Genomic DNA, 18,921 nt, shown 5'->3' on the forward strand with positions numbered 1-18,921 from the left:
GTAACACGTAAAGCGAGACAATGTTATCCCGTTATGCCGCTCTTTTTTTCCGCCAGCCGCTGCAAATGCAACGTCAAATAGACCGCCTCGGCATCATCAGCCGGCAGATGAAGTGTTTGCTGCATGACTTTAACTAACTTCCATGCTAGATTATAGCATAGCGGGTAAGTCTCTTTCAAGATTTTCGACAAATTTTTTGGCTCTTCGACTTTTTCGCCTCTTTTCATCCGATCGATCGCATAGCGCAAATGACGGACGAAACGCAAATAGTGGATGCTCTCACGGTCGATGTCGACGCCCAGCTGTCGTTCGACCATCTCGACGAGCTTAGCAATGAGCTGAGAATATTGATTCGCTTCCGACAGGCTTTGTTTTGAAATCGCACTATGAATATGAAGGGCGATGAAGCCAGCTTCCCCTTCCGGCAGTGCGACCCCAAGCCGATCGCCAATCAGCTCGGCCACTTCAACAGCGATTTCGTACTCAAGCGGATACAAACTTTTCGTCTCGGCCAAAAACGGGTTTTTGACGTCCAACCCTTGCTCGAGCCGCTTTAGCGTAAACGCGATATGATCGGTCAGCGCGACGTGGATGTGTTCGTTTAACGGTACGCCGACGCGCCGCTTAATATGTTGAATCACCTCGTTCATGAGGGCGATAAACTCTTCGCTCAATTCAGGGAGCAGTTTTTTGTATTGTTCTTGTTCGCGCTCATTTTTGAGAACAAAACACTTTTCTACGGCGCTCTCCGCAATTTCATCCCCCCTTTTTTTGCCAAAGCCGATCCCTTTGCCAAGCAAAACGACTTCGCCATACGCTGGGTGGGAAGCGATTAGCACATTGTTATTGAGCGCCTTTTCCACACGAAACGGCTGTTCCATCAAGCTCCCTCCTTTCCATGACGCTTGCCCGTTATTCATTACGCGACTAATTATAAACCGGAAATGCCATCCTGCTCAATGAAAAAAGATGGCGTTTTTTTGGATGGGACGCCGCCCTTCTTTCCATACTATAGAGGGCCAAGCCAAGAGAGGGGGATTGATATGCCATACGTTTCCATTAATGAGCGCGTCCGCCTTTATTATGAGGAAAAAGGGGAAGGGCCGCCGCTTTTATTCATCCACCCCCCGGGGCTAGGACATATCATTTTCCGCCAGCAAGAGCCGCTTGCCCGTCATTTTCGCCTGATTTTGTACGATATGCGCGGAAATGGGAGAAGCAGCCCATCGGACGCGCCGATCACCGTCCCGCTGCTTGCGGATGACGTTTCCATATTGCTCCGCTTCCTTGGCATCGAGCGCGCCATCGTTTGCGGCTATTCCAACGGCGGATCGATCGCGCTCGATTTCGCGCTTCGCTATCCGCAGCACGTCGAGCAACTCGTTTTGATCGGCGGGTTTCCGGAAGTGTGCACGCCGCTTTTGTACGGTGAGTTTTGGCTTGGCATTTCGGTCGCCAAACTAGGGGCCTTCTCTTTGCTCTCCTCGGCGCTCGCCATCGGGCATGGAACGAACCGGCGCGAACCGAAGCTGTTCAAACAGTACGTCCGGCTCGCTGACAAACGGGATTTAGACACCACGTACCGGGCTGGGCTTGTCTACTGCTGCACGAGACAGCTGTCTTCCCTGCGCTTGCCCTTGCTGCTCATTTACGGGGCGCGCGACCGTTACATCCATCCTTATATCGCCATGTTCCGCCGTTATGTGCCGCACGCCGACGTCGTGTTTATCGATCGGGCCCGTCATCAAATCCCGACTAAACATAGCAGTGAATTAAATAGCATCCTGCGGGTGTACAGCCGGCGGAAATCACTGGAATGAAAGGAGGGAAAATGGATGTCCAAAAAAGGAAGGCAAAATAAAGTCAGTCAGGAAGTAGCCAATCCGACCGTTTCGAAGGCGGAAGCAGAATTGGCAAAAGACAGCATCGATACAGCAAAACAAGCGAAGAAAAACCGCTCATAACGACCACGGGGGTGTCTCAAAAGCAGCGGGACACCCTCGCGAACTTCGCCAAAGGGGGATTGATTATGCCAGTTGTTACAACGCCGCTCATCAAAGACTTGTTTGCCGTCATTGAGGAACGAAAGGCCGTACGCCAATATGATGCCAACGCGACAATCAGCAAAGAAGAGCTGCGTGCCATTCTCACGGCTGCCACGAAAGCGCCGTCTGCTTGGAATTTGCAGCCATGGCACTTTCTCGTCATCCACGGCAAGGAAACGCAACGGCGGCTTCAGCCGATCGCTTACGGCCAACAACAAATCGTCGATGCCTCCGCTGTCGTCGTTGTGCTTGGGGATTTGGAAGCGAACCGGAATACGGATGCCGTTTACGATCCGCTCGTTCGCGAAGGAGCGATGACAGAGGAGGTGAAACGGCAGCTTGCTGAACAAATTGAGACCGCCTATGCGAACAAGCAATACGCCCGTGATGCCGCGTTTCAAAACGCCGCTTTCGCTGCGATGCAGCTCATGCTGGCGGCAACAGCGAAAGGCTGGGCGACGTGTCCGATTGGCGGCTTTAACCCTGAGCGGCTGAAAGAAGAGTTTCACATCCCGAACCGCTATGTGCCGACGCTGCTGATCACGATCGGAAAGGCGGCTGCTCCCGCCCATCATTCCATCCGGCTGCCTATTGAGGCCGTGTCGACATGGGTTGAGCAATAGCCAAACAGGCGTCCCCTCACCATGTGGGGACGCCTGTTCCTATGATAGCGCCTTCTGTTGGCCATTCGCATCCACAACTGCAGACCCAGACGGAAACGTCAAATGGACGACCGTTCCCTTCCCGACTTCGCTTTCAATCTGCATTGTTCCTTTATGTTCCTGAACGATTTTCATGCTTGTTGTCAGCCCGAGCCCCATTCCTTTTTCCTTCAAGGTGAAAAACGGTTCACCGATTTTTTGCAACCGCTCTTTCGAAATGCCGATGCCAGTATCGGCAATGGCTAAGCGGATTATGCCTTCAGCTTCGGACACACGGACATATAAGTTCCCGCCGTCGGGCATCGCTTCAATGGCGTTTTTCATCACGTTTAAAAGCACTTGAACAATTTGGTTTTGGTCACCGTACACGCAAGCTTTTGGCGCGTTGTTATGGACGGAAATGGACACGTCGTTTAATGTCGCCTCATGACCGATCAGACTAATGACATACGAAATGGCCTCGTTCAACAAAAACAGCCGGTAATCATGGCTTTGCGGCTTGGCAAGCACCAAGAGCTCGCTGACGATTTGGTTGACGCGGCCAAGCTCACTCAGCATAATGCGCACGTGGTCGTCATTCACTTCGCGCGTTTCTTGCATCATCTGCATAAATCCTTTCATTGATGTGAGCGGATTGCGAATCTCATGAGCGATGCCGGCCGCCAGCTCCCCAAGCACCGACAGCTTCTCTTTTTTCAATAGCAGCTCCTCCGTGCGCTTTTGCTGGGTAATGTCGCGACCGATCGTCAACAATCCTTTTCGCATGCCATTGTCTTCAAACAACGGCACTTTAATGACGTCAAATGTCTTCCGCTCCCCATCCAACGTCTCGAACGACTCCTCGCGACGCGTCAATGTCCCGCTTTTCCACGCCTCGCGATCCGATTCAATGCACTGCTCGAACGCGTCTTTGAAAAACGGTACAAGCTCGCCAAGCTCGCGATCCGTTTTTCCGACATAGTCAATATGCTCGAGATGGTACAGCCGCCGGCCGAAGTCATTGACGCGCAGCCAACGCCCTTCACTGTCTTTAAAACAAACAAAGTCGGGCATCGAGTTGATGAGCGTCAGCAGCTGCTGTTCTTTTTCTTCCGCTTTTTCAAGCTGTTCACGCTTTTTTAGCAACTGGTATAAAAACACGGCCGACAGCAAAATAAAGACCGCCCCTTTGGCGGCGCTAAGCGCAACATACACGCCGCGGCTGATCGGCAGCACATTGATCAGAGCGTCGGTGACAGCTAGCCATAAAACGCTGCCCACAACGTAACTTGCCATGACTTTTGATTTGTTTACCACTTTGTCATCGAACCCCTAACATGCAAAGTCAGTGGCGGCCGCACCATCCGCCAAGCTACATTTCCCGCGCCCATCCTAGCAATCGGCCGGCCAGCATGGCAGCGCGTTCATGGCCGATCCGCTTTTGCAGCGACGTCTCGAGCCGCTGCGCCACCGCCTCCGCTTCCTCCTCATAGAAGAATGAAAAGGACCACTCGAGCGCCGGAATGGCGAGAACGATATACTCCTCTTTTCGATTTTCGTAAATATATACATGAGCCGGAGCTTGTCCGTCGACTAGCGGCGTTTTGCGGATTTTCATCGTTCCATCCCACCTTTTTGCTAGTAAGGCGTCTCCATTTCATTTATTTTAGCAAACGGCCGTCGCCTACTCAATATAAATCATTTTCCTCGTCATCCCCCCGTCGATGACGAAATTTGCTCCGGTAATAAAATCGTTTTCCTCATCGCATAAATAAAGGCAGGCGCGGGCGATGTCATCCGGTTTGCCGACGCGGCCGGCCGGGTGCTGTCGGTGGTCAATCTCCCGCAATTTTCCGTAATCACCCGTTTCAATCCAGCCGGGGCTGATGCAGTTGACGCGAATGCGATCGGCGGAAAGCGACACGGCGAGCGCATGGGTGAGAGCGATGAGGCCGCCTTTAGACGCCGCGTACGCCTCCGAGTTCGGTTCGGACATGAGCGCTCTTGTCGAGGCGATGTTAACGATCGCCCCGCCTTTACGGTTGCGGCGCATATGTTTCGCCGCCTCCCGTGAAGCCAAAAAGGCGCTGCGCAAATTCGTCGCCAACACATCGTCCCACTCGTCCACTGTCAGCTCGTACGGCGATTTCCAGCGCGAAACGCCGGCGTTGTTGATTAAATAGTCAATGCGTCCAAAACGGCTGGCGGCTTCCTCGACAAACCGCTTAATGTCGCCCGCGTTCCGTACATCTGCCGCCACAAATATGGCGGTTCGTCCGCCTGTTCGCAGCTGTTCAACGAGCGCTTCTCCATTTTTCGCATCAACGTCCACAATCACAACGTTCGCCCCTTGTTTGGCAAACATCGCGGCAATCGCCTTGCCAATTCCGTTCGCCCCGCCGGTGACAACCGCCGTTTTCTGCTCCATGCCCATTTTGCCATTTCCCCTTTCTTGCCTCGTTAGCAAATCTTATATTCTTTCCTTTGTTTCGCACGAAAATTTCCTCCTTATTATACCACCAGCGGCAGCCGAAACATATAGCTGTCACATAAGGATGTTCGGAGGTTCTCGCCGCCGATGTGAAGTTTGCTGTGAAACAAGGCAATGAAAACACTTTTCCGTCGGTGGCAACCGGCCATCTTTCTGGCACGGAAAAGCGTTTCCCATCAAAAAAAAAGACCGCAGTCAGGCGGTCTTTTTTTGCGGCTTACCGGTATGGGCCGTACGGCATCGGAAAACCGGGCGCATACGGGACTGTTCCGCCGTAATATGGCGGCTGCGGTGCGGCATAGTAGCCGTACGGCGCGACCGGGGCGTACGGCATCGGTGCGGCCGACGGATAGTACATCGGCGCATACGGAGCGGGACCTGGTACTGCGCCGGGCAGAACGCCGGGAGTCCCGCTCGGCAGCGCGCCTGGAACAGCCTCAGGTGCCATGCCGGCGACGGTCGGTTCCGCCCCCATATACGGAGCAGCCATGTCGTACGGGGCAGCGGCCCCGCCAAGCGGCGGTACATTTTCTTTCCCGCCCATCGGCCAGACGGAAGCCGGAGCCACATTAGGCACCGCTCCCAAATGAAGCGGCGGCGCTGGAGGCATCATGTCGGAGCTGTCAGGGCTGTCAAACCCATCCGGGCTATCATCAAGGTGAACTGGGCTGACAAACGGTGCCGGCGGCGCGACTGGCGGACACCAATACCCGTGCGGTGCGACCGGTGGATAATAGGCCATCGGCATCACTCCTGTTGGTATCGCTCCAGTTGACATGGCTGCCGGCATTGGTGCCATCGGCGGCGCATTATTGTCGATCCGTTCCGTCCCATCGCCATGGCCGGAGGCGTTCAGAAACGGATCATTCGCATACGAATCCCATTGATTCATTGTCCTCTCCCTTTCTCGCTCATAATTGTCGGGGCGCGTACCCACCCATATTGTATGTCGGAACAAGCAAAGGGTGTTTGCCCGGCCAAAATATAGGTATTTATCCCGCCAGCTGATTGCGCTATGATGAATAGCGACAACGATACTTAGGTGAATGCTTGGGGGGAATGCGATGGACGAAGCACTGGCAGCCAAACAAATCGCCGAATTGCGCACTGGTGTCATTGCCGAACTGTTAGTAAAAAAAGAGGACTTCCTCACGTTTCGGGCCGTGCTCGTCAAACAGCCCGATTTTAAACAGTTTCGCGGCATCGCCCAGCGCGGCGGCCACGTTCTCTACCATTACATGAATACCCCGCGCAGCTGACTTCTTTGTGTTCATCGTTCAACATCCGGCTTTCAGGGGAAGAAAGCCGGATGTTTCTTTTGGCGGAGAAATTTCCAATGTTTCTATGAAACTAGTCATATCAACGCTTCGCACACTTTTCCATCATTTAGATAATGAAGAACGACGCCATCCTTGTTACTCTAGTAGCGAGTTTGCGAGAGGAGGGATGTGGATGAAACAAGGAAAGGCATGGGTGATGGCGATATTGTGTGGAATGTTTTTCTTTGCCGGCCACGCCGATGCTGCGACGGTCCATACAGTCAAACGCGGTGATACACTTTGGAAAATCGCAAAACAATACGGTGTGCCGCTGAAACAACTAAAGCAAAAAAATCGCAAAGGCGATTGGCTATGTCCTGGCGAAAAACTCATCATCCCGAATGCAGGCATTACAGCGGCAGAAAAAGATTTGCTTGCCCGTCTCGTTCATGCCGAAGCGAAGGGAGAACCGTATGCCGGGAAAGTGGCTGTGGCGACGGTCGTGCTTAACCGCGTCGATCACCCTGATTTTCCAGATACCATCCGCGACGTCATTTATGAGCGCTCTGGCGGCCATTATGCCTTCACACCGGTGGCAAACGGAACGATCAACGAACCGGCTGACCGTGAGGCATATCGCGCCGTTGAAGAAGCACTTGCTTTTCGCGGTTTAGGAAACGGCTCGCTCTATTTCTATAATCCGAAAACGGCGAAAAGCAACTGGCTGCGCTCTCGCCCGGTGACCGTTGTCATCGGCAACCATGTGTTTGCTAAGTAAACGAAAACAAAGGGCGGCTTCGCCCTTTGTTTTTTTAAAAATATGAAATCTTAGGAAAGAAACCCCTTTACTTGTGCATAAAAATAAGGCAAACTAGTAAAAAAGCTGCCGAGCCCCGCCGAGACTGGCGCTGCTGGCAAGAGTGGGCGCGCGATCGGCCCGGTTGGCGGCTGATGAGATTTATCACTATTTGTTTAAAGGGGAATGATATGATGAAAAAAGCGAAAGTCGGGGATATTATTGAATTTAAAAACGGATTGCGCGGCATCGTGGAAAAAGTGAACGAAAACTCGGTCATCGTGGATTTGACATATATGGAAAACTACCGTGAACTTGATTTGCAAGAACGAACGGTCGTCAATCATAAAAACTATAAAATCCTCGAATAGAAAAAAGAGGCTGCCAACAGCCTCTTTTTTCTTATGAAATGCGGGCTAATTCATCGCATTCATATATATGGACGCCGTTGGCCGCCGATGCCGCGCGGTAAAACATGGCCAAGGCCAGCTGGCTGGCGTCGACCGGCTTATATTTTTTCCACTTGCCGACAAACAAAAACGGCAGCCGGCATAACAGCCATCCGGCGAGCGCCTCGCCGAGGCGGAATTCCCGGCGCTTGCCGACAAGCAGCGACGGGCGAAAAATATGGAGCGATGGAATGGACAGCCGTTGCAGCGCTTCTTCCGTTTCCCCTTTGACGCGTTGGTAAAAAAACGGCGAGCACGGATTGGCGCCAATCGAGGAGACGGTCAGAAAGCTTTTCGCCCGGCACTTTTCCGCCAGCGCCGCGGCGCGCAACGTATATTCATAGTCGACCTGAATGAACTGCTGCTTTGTTTTCGCCTTTTTCCGCGTCGTTCCGAGACAGCAAAAGACGTCATCGACGTAAAAATACCGCTCATACGACTCAAGCCGGGCAAAATCGGCGACGACTTGCTGCAGCTTTTCATGTTCCAACGGCAGCGGGGTGCGGACGAAAATAGTCACTTGCCGGTATAAATCCGACTGCAGCAGCAAAGCCAGTAGTTCACCGCCCACCAAGCCGCTCGCTCCAAGCAAAAGCGCTGTTCTTCGCTCCAACGCCAAAACCTCCAAGGCAAAACATTCATTGTTCATTATATATGAGGTTTGGCGAAAAAACTACCCTTTTTTTGCCGGCTTTAGCGGTTGTCGATTTTTTCCGGGTATAGGTCATGGTTGAGCAGCCGATATTCAGCCATTTGTTCATATTTTGTCCCGGGGCGTCCCCAGTTGCAATACGGGTCGATGGAAATGCCGCCGCGCGGGGTGAATTTGCCCCATACTTCGATGTAGCGCGGCTCCATCGCGTTGATTAAGTCGTTCATAATGATGTTGACGCAGTCTTCGTGAAAGTCGCCGTGGTTGCGGAAGCTGAACAAATACAGCTTGAGCGACTTGCTTTCGACGCATTTTTTGTCCGGGATGTAGCTGATGTAAATGGTCGCGAAGTCCGGTTGTCCGGTTTTTGGCAACTGTTTGCCGACGCAAACAGGTGGACTATCTCTTATTCTTATTCAGCTGCGATACTGAATAAGAACCCTTGCGCTTCCACCGCGGCAACAATGTGCAACGGTGTACTCTACTCTCTTCCTTCAGAGCTACTCTTACTCGCTTCACTCTGAAGTGATTTCGATAGTCTCTGCACCTTCCTCAAACGGAGCAACCGCTTGCCGTCTGAGGCTTGGCTCAGGGTCGGAAAAGTAGAGGGCCCTTTCTTCCCCTGAATTCACAAGGTTTAGCCGACAGCGTCACCGCTGAAGTGTGCCCTTATTGACACAGCGTCGTAAACTCCGGACAATTGAACTTCACGAAATAATCCCGGTCAGGATGTTTGTTGTCAAACACTTCAAGAAGATTCGGATTGTACGTGAACGAATACGTCGTCCCTTGATTGCCAAGCAGTGTCAAGTCTTTCAATTCTTCCTCTTTTCTTCCAGACATTCTTCCTTCCTCCTTCGCTGTCATTTTGCGCTCGAACCGCTTTCGCTTTACACGCCGCGCTTGTTTCCCCAAAGGAGCGTGTGCAGCTGCGGCAGGATGTGGACGTCGGCCAGCTCCTCCGACTCGGCGGCTTGCTCCACGAGCCATTCCAACCGGCCGAGAAGCTTTGCGCGAAGCGCCTCTACATCCAAATCCCCTACATCGGCGTTGCCGGTCTGCAAATAAAACGGAACGCCCGGGTAACGGCGGTGCGCTTCTTTTGCGTACGCCAAATCAACCTCATCAAAGACGACGACTTTCAAACTGACGCGCCGCGTCCGGTTTTGATCTTTCTGCAACCGCCCGATGATGGCATCGAGCGCCGCCCAGTCGGTGTCCATCCCCGAACTTGGCGGTTTCGGGGAAATGGTGACATCATCAACATCAAGAAGCCAGTCTTGCCAGCGGCTTCCTTGCGTTTCGACCGCCACCCGCACCCCTTTTTCATGAAGAAGCGCAACGAGCTCACCGAGTGCGGCGATCAGCAGCGGGTTGCCGCCGGAGATCGTCACATGGCGGAAGCGGAGCCCGCCAATGGCTTCAAGCCGCCGCCAAATGTCGTCGGCCGTCAGCTGCTCGATCTCCTCTTTCGCCGACCCGTCCCACGTAAACGCCGAATCGCACCAGCGGCAGCGGTAATCGCAGCCGGCGGTGCGCACGAACATCGTCTTTTGGCCGATCACCATTCCTTCCCCTTGAATGGTCGGACCGAAAATCTCCAATACCGGAATCGTGCGCGCCATCACCGCTCCCCCGCTTTCGGCCGGTAGACGACGTAGCTTGTTGGCGATTCACGAACAAACACTTGCAAACATTTCGGCTTGTGCGGCAGCGCATCCAAATAGCCCTGAACGATCTCATAAATCGTGCGCGCCACCACTTCCGTCGTCGGAAACCGGTTCGGGTCATAGCGGTCAAACCAATCGGTGTGATCATTAAGCAGCGTGTGGTCTAATTTTCCGTGGACAAGCTTCTTTAACGTTTGGAAGTTGACTAAAAAGCCGCTTTCATCCAACTCATCGCCAGCGACGGTCACATTGACGATGTACGTATGGCCGTGCACGTTGGCGCAGCGGCCGGCCGCTTCATGAGGGATAAAATGGGCAGCGGCGATCTGCATATCTTTGTTGAGTTCGTAGCGATAATGATGGGCTACTTGCGGATAAAGCTGATGCATCATCGCGCTTCCACCTCCGCTTTCCCTCGCAAATATTCATCCAACCCGCGCTTGCGCAACACGCACGCCGGGCACTCGCCGCAACCGTCAGCGATCACGCCGTTATAGCACGTCAGCGTCTTCGTGCGAACGAATTCAAGCGCCCCAAGCTCATCGGCCAATTTCCACGTTTCCGCTTTCGTCAGCCACATGAGCGGCGTATGAATGACAAACGGATAATCCATCGCCAAATTCAGCGTCACATTCAGCGATTTGATAAAGATGTCGCGGCAATCCGGGTAGCCGCTAAAATCCGTTTCACACACTCCGGTGACAAGATGGCGCGCCCCCCGCTGCTTGGCAAGCACCGCAGCGAACGATAAAAACAATAAATTGCGCCCATCCACAAACGTTGTCGGCAACTCGCCTTCCTTTTGTTCAATGGCGATCTCGCCGCGCGTTAAGGCGTTCGGCGCCAATTGTCCAAGAAGCGACATATCAAGCACCGTATGGCGGACACCGAGCTCGTCGGCGATCGATGCGGCGACGTCGATTTCCCGCCGATGACGCTGGCCATAATCAAACGTCACCGCCTCTACTTCCGCAAACTGCTTTTTTGCCCAAAATAAACACGTTGTGCTGTCTTGGCCGCCGCTAAAGACGACGACCGCCTTTTCTTCCTTCATCTTCATCACAATCAACCTCCTTCTGAATCGGCAGAAGAAGAGGTTTCCGAAACAAAAAAGGCCATACCCCTAGGATACAGCCGTCCCTAGTTTTTTATAGAGGGTTTTGCTAGAAACCTCTCCCGTACAAGCGTACGGAATTGTGATTCTTCTGTTTTCTTTATTTACTATACCATACTTATGGCTTTTGTTGTAGCGCCTTTTTCACTTTTTCCGCCGTCCATACGTATAGATACAAAAGCGGAACATACACCGCGACAAGATAAAACCCTGCCTTCGCTGTCCATTGCGTCAACTGCTCAATGTCTGTCTTCTCTTGGAAAAACAGCGTCCCGACAAACAAGCAAGCGAGCAACACTGGAAGCGAACGGCGCTGCTGAACGGCAAACAGCTGTTTGATCACGCGCGTCGCTGCCCAAACGGAGACAGCGATGATCGGAAACACGACAAGCACATAAATCGAAATGACGATATATTCCATCCGCTCGATAAACGGCACTTCCGGAATTTTGGCCAGCGTCAACGTCGGCCATGTCACATGCTCGATCTGCTCTTTGTTGTAAAAAATGATGGAGATAAACATGACGGTCAAATAAATGAACGTCGTCAGCGCGTTGGCCGCATGCGCCCACTTTTGCGAGGACGGAGCCTGTTTTAAAAACGGGTAATACATCAGCAGCATTTCAAACCCTAAATATTGCAGCACCATCTCTTTCGATGCTTTTGCCAATTGCCCAAACGAATGGTCGAACACCGGCAATAAGTTCCGGTATTGAGCATGCTCAAGCGGAAAGAAAACCATCGGAAAAATCGTCAACAGCGGAATCACCACCCCCCAAACGCATAAGCCGACAACGACGCGAAACCCGCCGGAGACGGCGTAATACGTCATCAGCAAAAACATAAGGCTGAACTGCCACGCCCCCATCAACGGGAACACCCATACTTTAATGATTTCAATGTATGATTGAAGCACCATAAACGCCGCCAACGCGTAGTAAAAAAGAAGTCCAAGGCTCAGCACCCCGCCGATCCACCGCCCGAAGTACTGTTCATGAAGCGACACGAGGTCTCCGCCTGATGGCAAATGCGACAGCAGCCGATACATGAGCCAAATCAACACGTGCGCCGACAGCCCGGCCATTAAGACTGCCATCCAGGCATCCTGCCCCGCCTCTTTCATCAGTGGACGCTGAAAATTGAGTGCCCCGACCCCAACTTGCGTAGCATGAATGACAAAAAACACAAGAAACGGGGAGATGAGAAACCGTTCCTGAATGGCCTGCTTCATCCTAATCCCTCCTCATGTTCCCCGTCTTATTCGCCAATGCCGGTATGGACGATATCCACCGTGACGTGCGGGCGGATGTCTAGATCCGGGTATTCACGGTAAAACGCGTCGGAATCCCAATGTCTTGTCACACTGCGAACAAAATCGCCGATGCCGAGCGGGTCAATCCGTTTTTTCTGAAAATAACGGAATAACCGACGCATATTATGCTCCAATTCATTTTGCATTTTTTTCTTCACATCAGCAAACAAATCTTGACCCGGCTGATCGAGCCATGACGGGTAATCCCGCACCGACGCATGGATATGGACGAACACATCAAGCACATGGCGGCCTCCATCACGCTTCCATTCATATTTCGGCTTCGCCCATAAGTTTTGCAGCATCACCCGATCCTCGCCCTGTTTCCCGCGATTCCCAACCTTCAGCTGGTAGACGCCGTTTTTCGTTTCTCCAAGCAAAATTTTCATTAAAAACGAATCACGCAAACTCACATGCCCCACGTATCGGTCGTCGCGAAACAACGCGACCCCTTCAAGCTTGGCGAAATCTCCTTTTTTCTCAAAATACGGCAAAAACGGATCGCTGCCTGGGGAAAAATAGCGATACAAAAACAAGTGCAAATTCGTTTTCGGCAAGTTCATTGACTGTTCGTTTTGCTTAACGAGGTTCGGCAAATACAACGTATCGCTCAACGTCGTCTTAGCCGTAATCTCTAACAGCTCCTTCGCGCTTCCTTCCGCCACGCCGAGGAACAAATGACTGCCGACTTTGTTGTTGCGCGCGAGGCTGTGCGTAATTTGCGTCACCCCCCGCTTGGCAAACTCCTTGCCGAACAAAATCAAGCGCAGCTGCCCTTCCTCAACCGGCAGCGCTGATTTCGATGACAGGCCCGGAATCAAGTCGTAGATCGTCGGCGACATCGTCGTCAGCATATTCGGCTTTGTCATCGGCCCTTGCTTGAACGTCGGGTACACCGCAGTGCCCGTGTAGCGGCCGTTCTCGAAATCATACCCCATCTGTTGAATAATTTGAATTTCGTCAATCGGCCACGAACTGACGCAGCCGCCAAGCAACAGCAGCGCACCGACCCATGCGAGCCCACGCCTCATCATGATCCCCCTTACTCATCAATATCGCGTTTTTGCTTCGCCGCATTCGGATCGTAACGAAACCGCGACCGCGGACGAAGAAACATCGGCCGCTCCGCCGTTTCACTGTATGGCGAACGAATGAATGTATCGCGGAAGCTGCGAACACGAAATGGATAAAACGGCAGCAAATACGGATAACCAAACGACTGCAGCCGCCCTAAATGAATGAGCAGTCCACAGACAGCAAAGATGATGCCGATCCCGCCCCAGAAAGCGGCAAACAAAATAAATGGGAACCGGATAAACCGGATCGTGTTGGACATTTTGAAAATCGGCGTTGTAAACGAAGCGAGCGCCGCCAACGCGACGACAATCAACAAAATCGTACTCGTCAGCCCGGCATCAACGGTTGCTTGCCCGATGACAATCCCGCCGACAATCCCGAGCGTTTGTGCGACTTTCGTCGGCAGCCGCGCCCCGGCCTCGCGCAGCAATTCAATCGTAATCTCTAAAAACAGCACTTCGAGCACCGGCGGAAACGGGACGTTCGAACGCGAATAAATGATCGGGCCAAGCAAGTCTTCCGGGATCATTTCATAATGATACGTCAACACCGCGACATAAATCGGCGACGCTAACACCGAGAACGCAACGCCGAAAAACCGGATGAGCCGGAAAAACGTGGCGAGCACCCATGGCAAATAATAGTCTTCCGGCGACGTAAAAAAATCGAAAAGAGCGGCGGGGCCAATCACGGCATACGGGGAGCCGTCGCAAAAAATGGCCACCTGACCCGACACAAGCGCATAGATGGCCCGGTCGATCCGCTCGGTCGAGATAAACAGAGGAAACGGCGTCCGTGAATTGTCCGCAAGAAGCTGATCCAAAATAGCGTTGTCAAACACGACGTCAAAATGAATGGACTCAAGCCGCTGCGTCACCGTTTGAATGACTTCCGGATTAGCGACACCGTCGATGTAGGCGATGACCACTTTCGTTTTCGACATCGAACCGATCGACATTTCCCGAAACACAAGATTCGGCGTCACCACTTGCCGGCGGATGAGATGCAAGTTGACCCCGACGTTTTCCACAAATCCGACTTTCGGTCCGACGACGCTGAATTCGTTTTCCGAATCATTGTTTTCCCGAAGCCCCAAATTTTCAGCCGCGGCGCCCATGAGCGCCGCTTTGTTTGGCTGCTCGCGGAAGGTGACCGCGACAAACCCTTTCAGCACCTTCTCTTCAATCAGTGCCGTGTCTTCACTCACCTCAATGCGCTGAATCGGCACGATTTGCTGCAAATCTTCCAACTGCACATTCGGATGGCGGGAAAGATCATTTTGCAGATGACAAAGGATATGTTCCTGCAGCACTTTCGGGTCGACGAGCGAATCAAAATAGTAAATCGACAGCTCCTTGTCCCCAACCGCAAACGACACTTCGACAAAATCGCTGGACCGCCGGAGCTTTTCCCATAATTGCGGCATCGTTGGCTGCGGAGAACGCTTTTTCTTTTTAAAAAATGATAAAAAGCCCACGGCCATCCCCTCGCCTTTCCGTTTACGGCATAGTCTTCCAATAGAAGGGCATTTTTATGCATCCCTCGCATTCCCTATTGATTCGACAGAATATTGTATATATTATTGTGAATAGACAAAAAATAAAAAGGAGAATCGTAAATGAGTGAGCTGACGAAACAGCGTCGGTCGAAACGAGCGTTGAAAAAAGTGACAGAAACGGCGGAAGCGCTGCGAAAGATGATCGACCGAACGCGTCCGCTTGAAGAGCAGCTCGACCGCATCCGCGCCTTGTTGGATGAACAGCTTGGCCATGATGAATATTTTGTTCTTGTCGATGAAAGCGGATACGGAGTTGTCCATACGAACCGCCTCCGCGAGGGAAGGGTGTTTGCCGACCCAGTCGGGCTGGCTGCCGCCCGCACGAATGAACCGCTCTTGCAAGTGTACGAACGCGATACGGGCGAGGTGCTGATTGACGCCAGCTGCCCGTTTTGGACGGAGCCAGGCGGAAGGCGGTTCAATTTGCGGATGGGGCGGCTGATGCATCGCCCGTATTTGCAATGGGTGTTAGCAAGCGTCGCCATCGCGCCGGCAGCTGTTAGTCTAGCAGCCGCCCTTATGGGAGCATCGCCCGTTTTTGCCGCGCTGCTTGCCGCGGCGGCCGGACTTGGGCTTGGCGCCATCTGGCATCAAACGCTTGCCGGACAGCTGCGCCATTGGTACAGCGTCGCCCGCACTGTCTCGTCCGGCCAGCTGCAGACGGAAGTCAAGACGGCCAAAAAACGGGATGAATTCCATCAAATCGCCTACGAAATCAATAAAATGATTCTCGGCATCCGCACGATCATAGACGGATTGGCGAAAGCAGCGAAAACGGTGCACGATGTCAGCCAAGAGCAGCAGACAGAAGTGCGGCGGTTGTCCGAGTCGTTTGACGAAATCGCCACCGCGGTCGAAACGTTCCGCGAAGGGACAAAACAACAAACAGCGGCGGTTGAACAAGCGGATGAGGTCATTCAAAAAATGGTAGAACGCGTGCAGCTTATGCGCGCCGCGGTCGAACGCGTCGTGAGGCAAGCAGGCGAGGCGTGGTCGTCAGCGGCCGAGGGCATTCGCCTGATGAATGAAACGAAAGCGAACATGGACGCCATGCAGCAAGACATCAGCGAGACGACCGCCCTCATTGACAAAGCAGCAAAAGAGGCGGCGCGCGTTCATGAAATGATTGCCGCCATTCGCACGATCGCCAAGCAGACGAACTTGCTTGCCTTAAACGCTTCGATTGAGGCGGCGCGCGCCGGTGAGGCGGGCCGCGGCTTTTCGATCGTCGCCCAAGAAGTGCGGACGCTCGCCGAAGACACGAACACCTTCGCCGCCAAAATTTTCGCCTCGCTCGACGCCATGACAAACGCGCTCGAAGCAGCTGTACGGTCGGTTCAAGGAAGCGGCCGCCACGTTGAAAAAACAAAAGACTCCCTTTGGCAAACAGGGGAGACGTTTTCCTCGTTCGGTGACATGTTCGCCCAGCTAAACGATCTGCTTCAACAAAACGAAGAGTACGTCAACACCATCACCGCCGACGGTGAGGAGCTAGGCAAATTGATGGGCGGCGTACGCACCGTCGCTTCCGATTTTTCCGACATGGTGCAAGAAACGGCAGCAGGGCTTGAGCGGCAAACCCTCGCCCTTCACGAGCTGGCCGGTGAAGCGGATGCGTTGGCTGCGGCGGCGCGCGATTTGGAAACGATGATCGCCCGCTTTCGCTCATGACAGCGCTTCGTGCGGGATGTTCCCATCCACAGCCAACCTCCTGCCGTCAAAAAAGCAGGACGAAAACATCAAGCCCTTTCACCTCCCGCCCCTAAACAGAGGAGCGCGGGAGATGAAAGGGCTCAGTTATTGCCGCGGCAACTGTCGTCGCCAAAGAAGCCATAGCAATCCAAGACTGATGTAGCCAAACAGCGGATAAATAAACGACAGCAGTTCTCCGTAACGAAACGAGCTTACGGTCGCAAACAGCGCGACAAGCAACATAGTGAGCCATTTTCCGCGAAGCGGCACCCAAACCCGCACTTGGCGCTCGAGTCCGAATAGCCCGCCGATAATTGACGTAAAAATTTCCCCGTAAATGACAAGGACATAAAACCAGTACAAAACGGCAAAAAACGTATGGACGACCTCTGCCATCGGAATATCATACCCGTTCTTGTGCGGAAACGACAACAGCACCGTATGGTTCAGCAGCAACAAAATCGTCAGCACGGTTCCGCCCAACAACGCCCCCCTCTTCACCACCCGTTCGTTTGTTGCCTCACAAGCAAGGGGAACGAGTACAGCTTGGGCCATGGCCAAATTAAACGCTGCATACGAAAATGGCGACAGCACCGCCTTCAGTGAATAGTCCGCCGCTGCCATGTCCGGCCGGCACAGCTCCCCGGCCATCATCGTCTTAACGAAGGCGATCGCGCTAAACAACACCATCATCGGCGCCACAAACACGTTGATGCCAAATAGCCCTTTGCGATCAAACAACATAATGATAAGCGCCAAGACGAGTGTCAGCACAACCCCTGCCTGCCGTGTCCAACCAAGCTGTTCTTCAAACACCGCCCCCGCTCCGGCGATCATCACCGCCGTCACCCCAGCGATCATCGCCGTCATGACAAGCGTCACGAACGGGCTTAACATTTTCCCGAATAAATACCGATTCAACTCATCGTATGACACCGCTCCGATGCGGCGCGCCATCACCATAAGGCGCGCTCCGCCCCATGTAAACAAAAAGCCGCTCACGGCCACGCCGACTGTCCCCACTGCCCCGTAGCGGGTAAAAAATTCAACAATTTCCCTTCCGGTCGCAAATCCCGCGCCAACGACTGTGCCAATATAGACAGCGGCGATTTGCCACGCCTCTCCCCATTCTTTTCCGTTCATTGCGCCATCCCCTTCTCCCTTGTCCGCTGTTTATTTCCATATATATGTCTAACGTGGACAAGAAAGACGAAACGGAAGAAAAAAGGATGCCTTTCTTTGGCATCCTTCACTTAATTGACAGTTACTTGTTCCACTTGATGTTCATGCAGCCCGCTCGCTTCGACATGCACTTTGACCGAGTACGTCCCTTTGTTCGCGAACGCGGCCGCTGCCTCATATTCGCCATTTCCTTTTTCCGTCGCATCGATAAATTCATGCTTGTTGTCCGCCTGCCAAATTTCAAAACGAACGGTGGCGTCCGTCATCGGCTTTCCGTCTCTCGTGATGCGCACCCCTAACGTCACCGGTTTTCCCGCTTCGAACGAATGAGAGGATAACGACATGGAGACACCGCCGTCATGATGATGGCCTTCCTCCTTGTTCGCTTGACCATCCGAGATCACGCCCTCAGCTGCGGCCTGTTCCGGATTCCCGACGACGACATCTTGTTTCGGCATGTTGTGCATATCGCGCGCCGTTACATGGGCGACAACCGAATACGTTCCCGCTTCTTTGAACGTTTTCGTCACCGAATAGCGTCCATTTCCATCATGCTTCGCTTCAAGCATTTGCCGGTCGCCATCGCCATGCTTCCATACTTCAAATTTCACTTCGCTTGCATCATCGACGTTTTCGCCGCCGTAGGTCACGACACAGGCGAGCTTCGTCGGCTTGTCCACATCGATATGATCGGGCACATCCATTTTCACTTCAAGCATCGCCGGCGTTTCCGCTTGTTCGTTGTTGTTCGAGCAAGCGGCGATGACGATGCCAGCGAGCATGGCGATCATCGCTAAAAACAAACGTCTCCTCATCTCTTTATCTGTCTCCTTTTTTCCTAATCTTTATAACAGATCGTTTCCGACCGCTCCGCTGCAAACGCCAGCCGCAGGCGTTTTCGGCCTTTTTTCTGTTTTTCACTTTATCATAGTTTTCCTGCACCTACATTAGTATTCACCATTTTTCCAAAAAGATTTCATCGT

Annotated in this window: 22 protein-coding genes and 1 pseudogene; 7 read left to right on the plus strand and 16 right to left on the minus strand. The window is 52.9% G+C overall.

Annotated features, from left to right (window positions below; translation table 11 throughout):
* Window positions 1-23: 23 nt before the first annotated feature.
* Complete coding sequence (glcT, locus tag B9L21_RS11315) at window positions 24-881, minus strand: glucose PTS transporter transcription antiterminator GlcT (protein ID WP_063166469.1); 858 nt, start codon at window positions 879-881, stop codon at window positions 24-26.
* A gap of 162 nt (window positions 882-1,043) precedes the next feature.
* On the opposite strand from glcT, the gene B9L21_RS11320 reads away from it, so the two are divergent.
* The 3 genes from B9L21_RS11320 (at window position 1,044) to B9L21_RS11325 (ending at window position 2,668) form a co-directional block, all read left to right on the plus strand.
* Window positions 1,044-1,820, plus strand: coding sequence for an alpha/beta fold hydrolase (locus tag B9L21_RS11320; RefSeq protein ID WP_063166470.1), 777 nt, complete (start codon window positions 1,044-1,046; stop codon window positions 1,818-1,820).
* Window positions 1,821-1,835: 15 nt separating this feature from the next.
* Complete coding sequence (locus B9L21_RS18090) at window positions 1,836-1,964, plus strand: hypothetical protein (RefSeq protein WP_257722308.1); 129 nt, start codon at window positions 1,836-1,838, stop codon at window positions 1,962-1,964.
* A gap of 65 nt (window positions 1,965-2,029) precedes the next feature.
* Window positions 2,030-2,668 (plus strand): nitroreductase family protein, encoded by a 639-nt coding sequence (locus tag B9L21_RS11325; protein WP_063166471.1) that lies wholly within the window; start codon window positions 2,030-2,032, stop codon window positions 2,666-2,668.
* Window positions 2,669-2,707: 39 nt separating this feature from the next.
* Here B9L21_RS11325 and B9L21_RS11330 read toward each other — a convergent pair whose 3' ends face one another.
* The 4 genes from B9L21_RS11330 to B9L21_RS11345 all read right to left on the minus strand — a co-directional run bounded on the left by B9L21_RS11330 (window position 2,708) and on the right by B9L21_RS11345 (window position 6,069).
* The gene (locus B9L21_RS11330) at window positions 2,708-4,003 is read right to left on the minus strand and encodes an ATP-binding protein (RefSeq protein ID WP_063166472.1); all 1,296 of its coding nucleotides are present in this window, start codon (window positions 4,001-4,003) and stop codon (window positions 2,708-2,710) included.
* A 55-nt stretch (window positions 4,004-4,058) separates the two neighbouring features.
* Window positions 4,059-4,304, minus strand: coding sequence for a YueH family protein (locus B9L21_RS11335; RefSeq protein ID WP_044745524.1), 246 nt, complete (start codon window positions 4,302-4,304; stop codon window positions 4,059-4,061).
* Between the two features lie 66 nt (window positions 4,305-4,370).
* Window positions 4,371-5,120: an SDR family NAD(P)-dependent oxidoreductase gene (locus B9L21_RS11340; RefSeq protein ID WP_063166473.1), complete on the minus strand. Its 750-nt coding sequence runs from the start codon at window positions 5,118-5,120 to the stop codon at window positions 4,371-4,373.
* Between the two features lie 274 nt (window positions 5,121-5,394).
* A complete protein-coding gene (locus B9L21_RS11345) occupies window positions 5,395-6,069 on the minus strand; it encodes a hypothetical protein (RefSeq protein ID WP_063166474.1) in 675 nt (224 codons plus the stop codon).
* 172 nt (window positions 6,070-6,241) lie between these two features.
* On the opposite strand from B9L21_RS11345, the gene B9L21_RS11350 reads away from it, so the two are divergent.
* The 3 genes from B9L21_RS11350 to B9L21_RS11360 all read left to right on the plus strand — a co-directional run bounded on the left by B9L21_RS11350 (window position 6,242) and on the right by B9L21_RS11360 (window position 7,603).
* A complete protein-coding gene (locus B9L21_RS11350) occupies window positions 6,242-6,436 on the plus strand; it encodes a hypothetical protein (protein ID WP_063166475.1) in 195 nt (64 codons plus the stop codon).
* Window positions 6,437-6,629: 193 nt separating this feature from the next.
* Window positions 6,630-7,214 (plus strand): cell wall hydrolase, encoded by a 585-nt coding sequence (locus B9L21_RS11355; RefSeq protein ID WP_063166476.1) that lies wholly within the window; start codon window positions 6,630-6,632, stop codon window positions 7,212-7,214.
* Window positions 7,215-7,426: 212 nt separating this feature from the next.
* The gene (locus tag B9L21_RS11360) at window positions 7,427-7,603 is read left to right on the plus strand and encodes a YkvS family protein (RefSeq protein WP_082816559.1); all 177 of its coding nucleotides are present in this window, start codon (window positions 7,427-7,429) and stop codon (window positions 7,601-7,603) included.
* Between the two features lie 31 nt (window positions 7,604-7,634).
* Here the strand turns inward: B9L21_RS11360 and B9L21_RS11365 are convergent, their stop codons facing one another.
* From B9L21_RS11365 to B9L21_RS11405, 9 genes and pseudogenes are all read right to left on the minus strand, one after another.
* Window positions 7,635-8,330 (minus strand): NAD(P)H-binding protein, encoded by a 696-nt coding sequence (locus B9L21_RS11365; protein WP_063166477.1) that lies wholly within the window; start codon window positions 8,328-8,330, stop codon window positions 7,635-7,637.
* Window positions 8,331-8,374: 44 nt separating this feature from the next.
* Window positions 8,375-8,704, minus strand: a pseudogene (queF, locus tag B9L21_RS11370) (preQ(1) synthase); the annotation flags it as partial.
* Between the two features lie 298 nt (window positions 8,705-9,002).
* Window positions 9,003-9,176, minus strand: coding sequence for a hypothetical protein (locus B9L21_RS11375; RefSeq protein WP_370454522.1), 174 nt, complete (start codon window positions 9,174-9,176; stop codon window positions 9,003-9,005).
* Between the two features lie 47 nt (window positions 9,177-9,223).
* Window positions 9,224-9,958, minus strand: a complete 735-nt coding sequence (queE, locus tag B9L21_RS11380; protein ID WP_063166478.1) for a 7-carboxy-7-deazaguanine synthase QueE — start codon at window positions 9,956-9,958, stop codon at window positions 9,224-9,226.
* Window positions 9,958-10,395, minus strand: coding sequence for a 6-carboxytetrahydropterin synthase QueD (gene queD / locus B9L21_RS11385; protein WP_063166479.1), 438 nt, complete (start codon window positions 10,393-10,395; stop codon window positions 9,958-9,960). Before queD ends, queE begins: the two co-directional genes overlap by 1 nt.
* A complete protein-coding gene (gene queC, locus B9L21_RS11390; RefSeq protein WP_172796402.1) occupies window positions 10,392-11,057 on the minus strand; it encodes a 7-cyano-7-deazaguanine synthase QueC in 666 nt (221 codons plus the stop codon). Before queC ends, queD begins: the two co-directional genes overlap by 4 nt.
* Before the next feature lie 178 nt (window positions 11,058-11,235).
* The gene (locus tag B9L21_RS11395; protein WP_063166481.1) at window positions 11,236-12,348 is read right to left on the minus strand and encodes a GerAB/ArcD/ProY family transporter; all 1,113 of its coding nucleotides are present in this window, start codon (window positions 12,346-12,348) and stop codon (window positions 11,236-11,238) included.
* 26 nt (window positions 12,349-12,374) lie between these two features.
* Window positions 12,375-13,460 carry a Ger(x)C family spore germination protein gene (locus tag B9L21_RS11400; RefSeq protein WP_063166482.1) on the minus strand — a complete coding sequence of 362 codons (1,086 nt, stop codon included), beginning with the start codon at window positions 13,458-13,460 and terminating at the stop codon, window positions 12,375-12,377.
* A gap of 11 nt (window positions 13,461-13,471) precedes the next feature.
* Window positions 13,472-14,983 carry a spore germination protein gene (locus tag B9L21_RS11405; protein ID WP_082816561.1) on the minus strand — a complete coding sequence of 504 codons (1,512 nt, stop codon included), beginning with the start codon at window positions 14,981-14,983 and terminating at the stop codon, window positions 13,472-13,474.
* Window positions 14,984-15,124: 141 nt separating this feature from the next.
* Between B9L21_RS11405 and B9L21_RS11410 the strand changes: the two genes are divergently transcribed.
* Complete coding sequence (locus B9L21_RS11410; RefSeq protein WP_063166484.1) at window positions 15,125-16,735, plus strand: methyl-accepting chemotaxis protein; 1,611 nt, start codon at window positions 15,125-15,127, stop codon at window positions 16,733-16,735.
* A 126-nt stretch (window positions 16,736-16,861) separates the two neighbouring features.
* On the opposite strand, the gene B9L21_RS11415 is transcribed toward B9L21_RS11410, so the two are convergent.
* Both B9L21_RS11415 and B9L21_RS11420 read right to left on the minus strand, forming a co-directional pair.
* Entirely contained in the window at window positions 16,862-17,899 is a 1,038-nt protein-coding gene (locus B9L21_RS11415) for a hypothetical protein (RefSeq protein WP_063166485.1), read from the minus strand.
* Between the two features lie 110 nt (window positions 17,900-18,009).
* Window positions 18,010-18,753, minus strand: a complete 744-nt coding sequence (locus B9L21_RS11420; RefSeq protein WP_063166486.1) for a FixH family protein — start codon at window positions 18,751-18,753, stop codon at window positions 18,010-18,012.
* Between the last annotated feature and the right edge of the window lie 168 nt (window positions 18,754-18,921).

The sequence above is a fragment of the Geobacillus uzenensis genome (assembly GCF_002217665.1).
GTDB lineage: Bacteria > Bacillota > Bacilli > Bacillales > Anoxybacillaceae > Geobacillus > Geobacillus subterraneus.

Coding starts and splice junctions, on each gene's coding strand:
- queC (WP_172796402.1), bottom strand. CDS start 11,057: ATGAAGGAAGAAAAGGCGGTCGTCGTCTTTAGCGGCGGCCAAGACAGC.
- queD (WP_063166479.1), bottom strand. CDS start 10,395: ATGATGCATCAGCTTTATCCGCAAGTAGCCCATCATTATCGCTACGAA.
- glcT (WP_063166469.1), bottom strand. CDS start 881: ATGGAACAGCCGTTTCGTGTGGAAAAGGCGCTCAATAACAATGTGCTA.
- B9L21_RS11400 (WP_063166482.1), bottom strand. CDS start 13,460: ATGAGGCGTGGGCTCGCATGGGTCGGTGCGCTGCTGTTGCTTGGCGGC.
- B9L21_RS11420 (WP_063166486.1), bottom strand. CDS start 18,753: ATGAGGAGACGTTTGTTTTTAGCGATGATCGCCATGCTCGCTGGCATC.
- B9L21_RS11410 (WP_063166484.1), top strand. CDS start 15,125: ATGAGTGAGCTGACGAAACAGCGTCGGTCGAAACGAGCGTTGAAAAAA.
- B9L21_RS11325 (WP_063166471.1), top strand. CDS start 2,030: ATGCCAGTTGTTACAACGCCGCTCATCAAAGACTTGTTTGCCGTCATT.
- B9L21_RS18090 (WP_257722308.1), top strand. CDS start 1,836: ATGTCCAAAAAAGGAAGGCAAAATAAAGTCAGTCAGGAAGTAGCCAAT.
- B9L21_RS11345 (WP_063166474.1), bottom strand. CDS start 6,069: ATGAATCAATGGGATTCGTATGCGAATGATCCGTTTCTGAACGCCTCC.
- B9L21_RS11350 (WP_063166475.1), top strand. CDS start 6,242: ATGGACGAAGCACTGGCAGCCAAACAAATCGCCGAATTGCGCACTGGT.
- B9L21_RS11320 (WP_063166470.1), top strand. CDS start 1,044: ATGCCATACGTTTCCATTAATGAGCGCGTCCGCCTTTATTATGAGGAA.
- B9L21_RS11395 (WP_063166481.1), bottom strand. CDS start 12,348: ATGAAGCAGGCCATTCAGGAACGGTTTCTCATCTCCCCGTTTCTTGTG.
- B9L21_RS11340 (WP_063166473.1), bottom strand. CDS start 5,120: ATGGGCATGGAGCAGAAAACGGCGGTTGTCACCGGCGGGGCGAACGGA.
- B9L21_RS11355 (WP_063166476.1), top strand. CDS start 6,630: ATGAAACAAGGAAAGGCATGGGTGATGGCGATATTGTGTGGAATGTTT.
- B9L21_RS11335 (WP_044745524.1), bottom strand. CDS start 4,304: ATGAAAATCCGCAAAACGCCGCTAGTCGACGGACAAGCTCCGGCTCAT.
- queE (WP_063166478.1), bottom strand. CDS start 9,958: ATGGCGCGCACGATTCCGGTATTGGAGATTTTCGGTCCGACCATTCAA.
- B9L21_RS11415 (WP_063166485.1), bottom strand. CDS start 17,899: ATGAACGGAAAAGAATGGGGAGAGGCGTGGCAAATCGCCGCTGTCTAT.
- B9L21_RS11375 (WP_370454522.1), bottom strand. CDS start 9,176: ATGTCTGGAAGAAAAGAGGAAGAATTGAAAGACTTGACACTGCTTGGC.
- B9L21_RS11365 (WP_063166477.1), bottom strand. CDS start 8,330: ATGAACAATGAATGTTTTGCCTTGGAGGTTTTGGCGTTGGAGCGAAGA.
- B9L21_RS11360 (WP_082816559.1), top strand. CDS start 7,427: ATGAAAAAAGCGAAAGTCGGGGATATTATTGAATTTAAAAACGGATTG.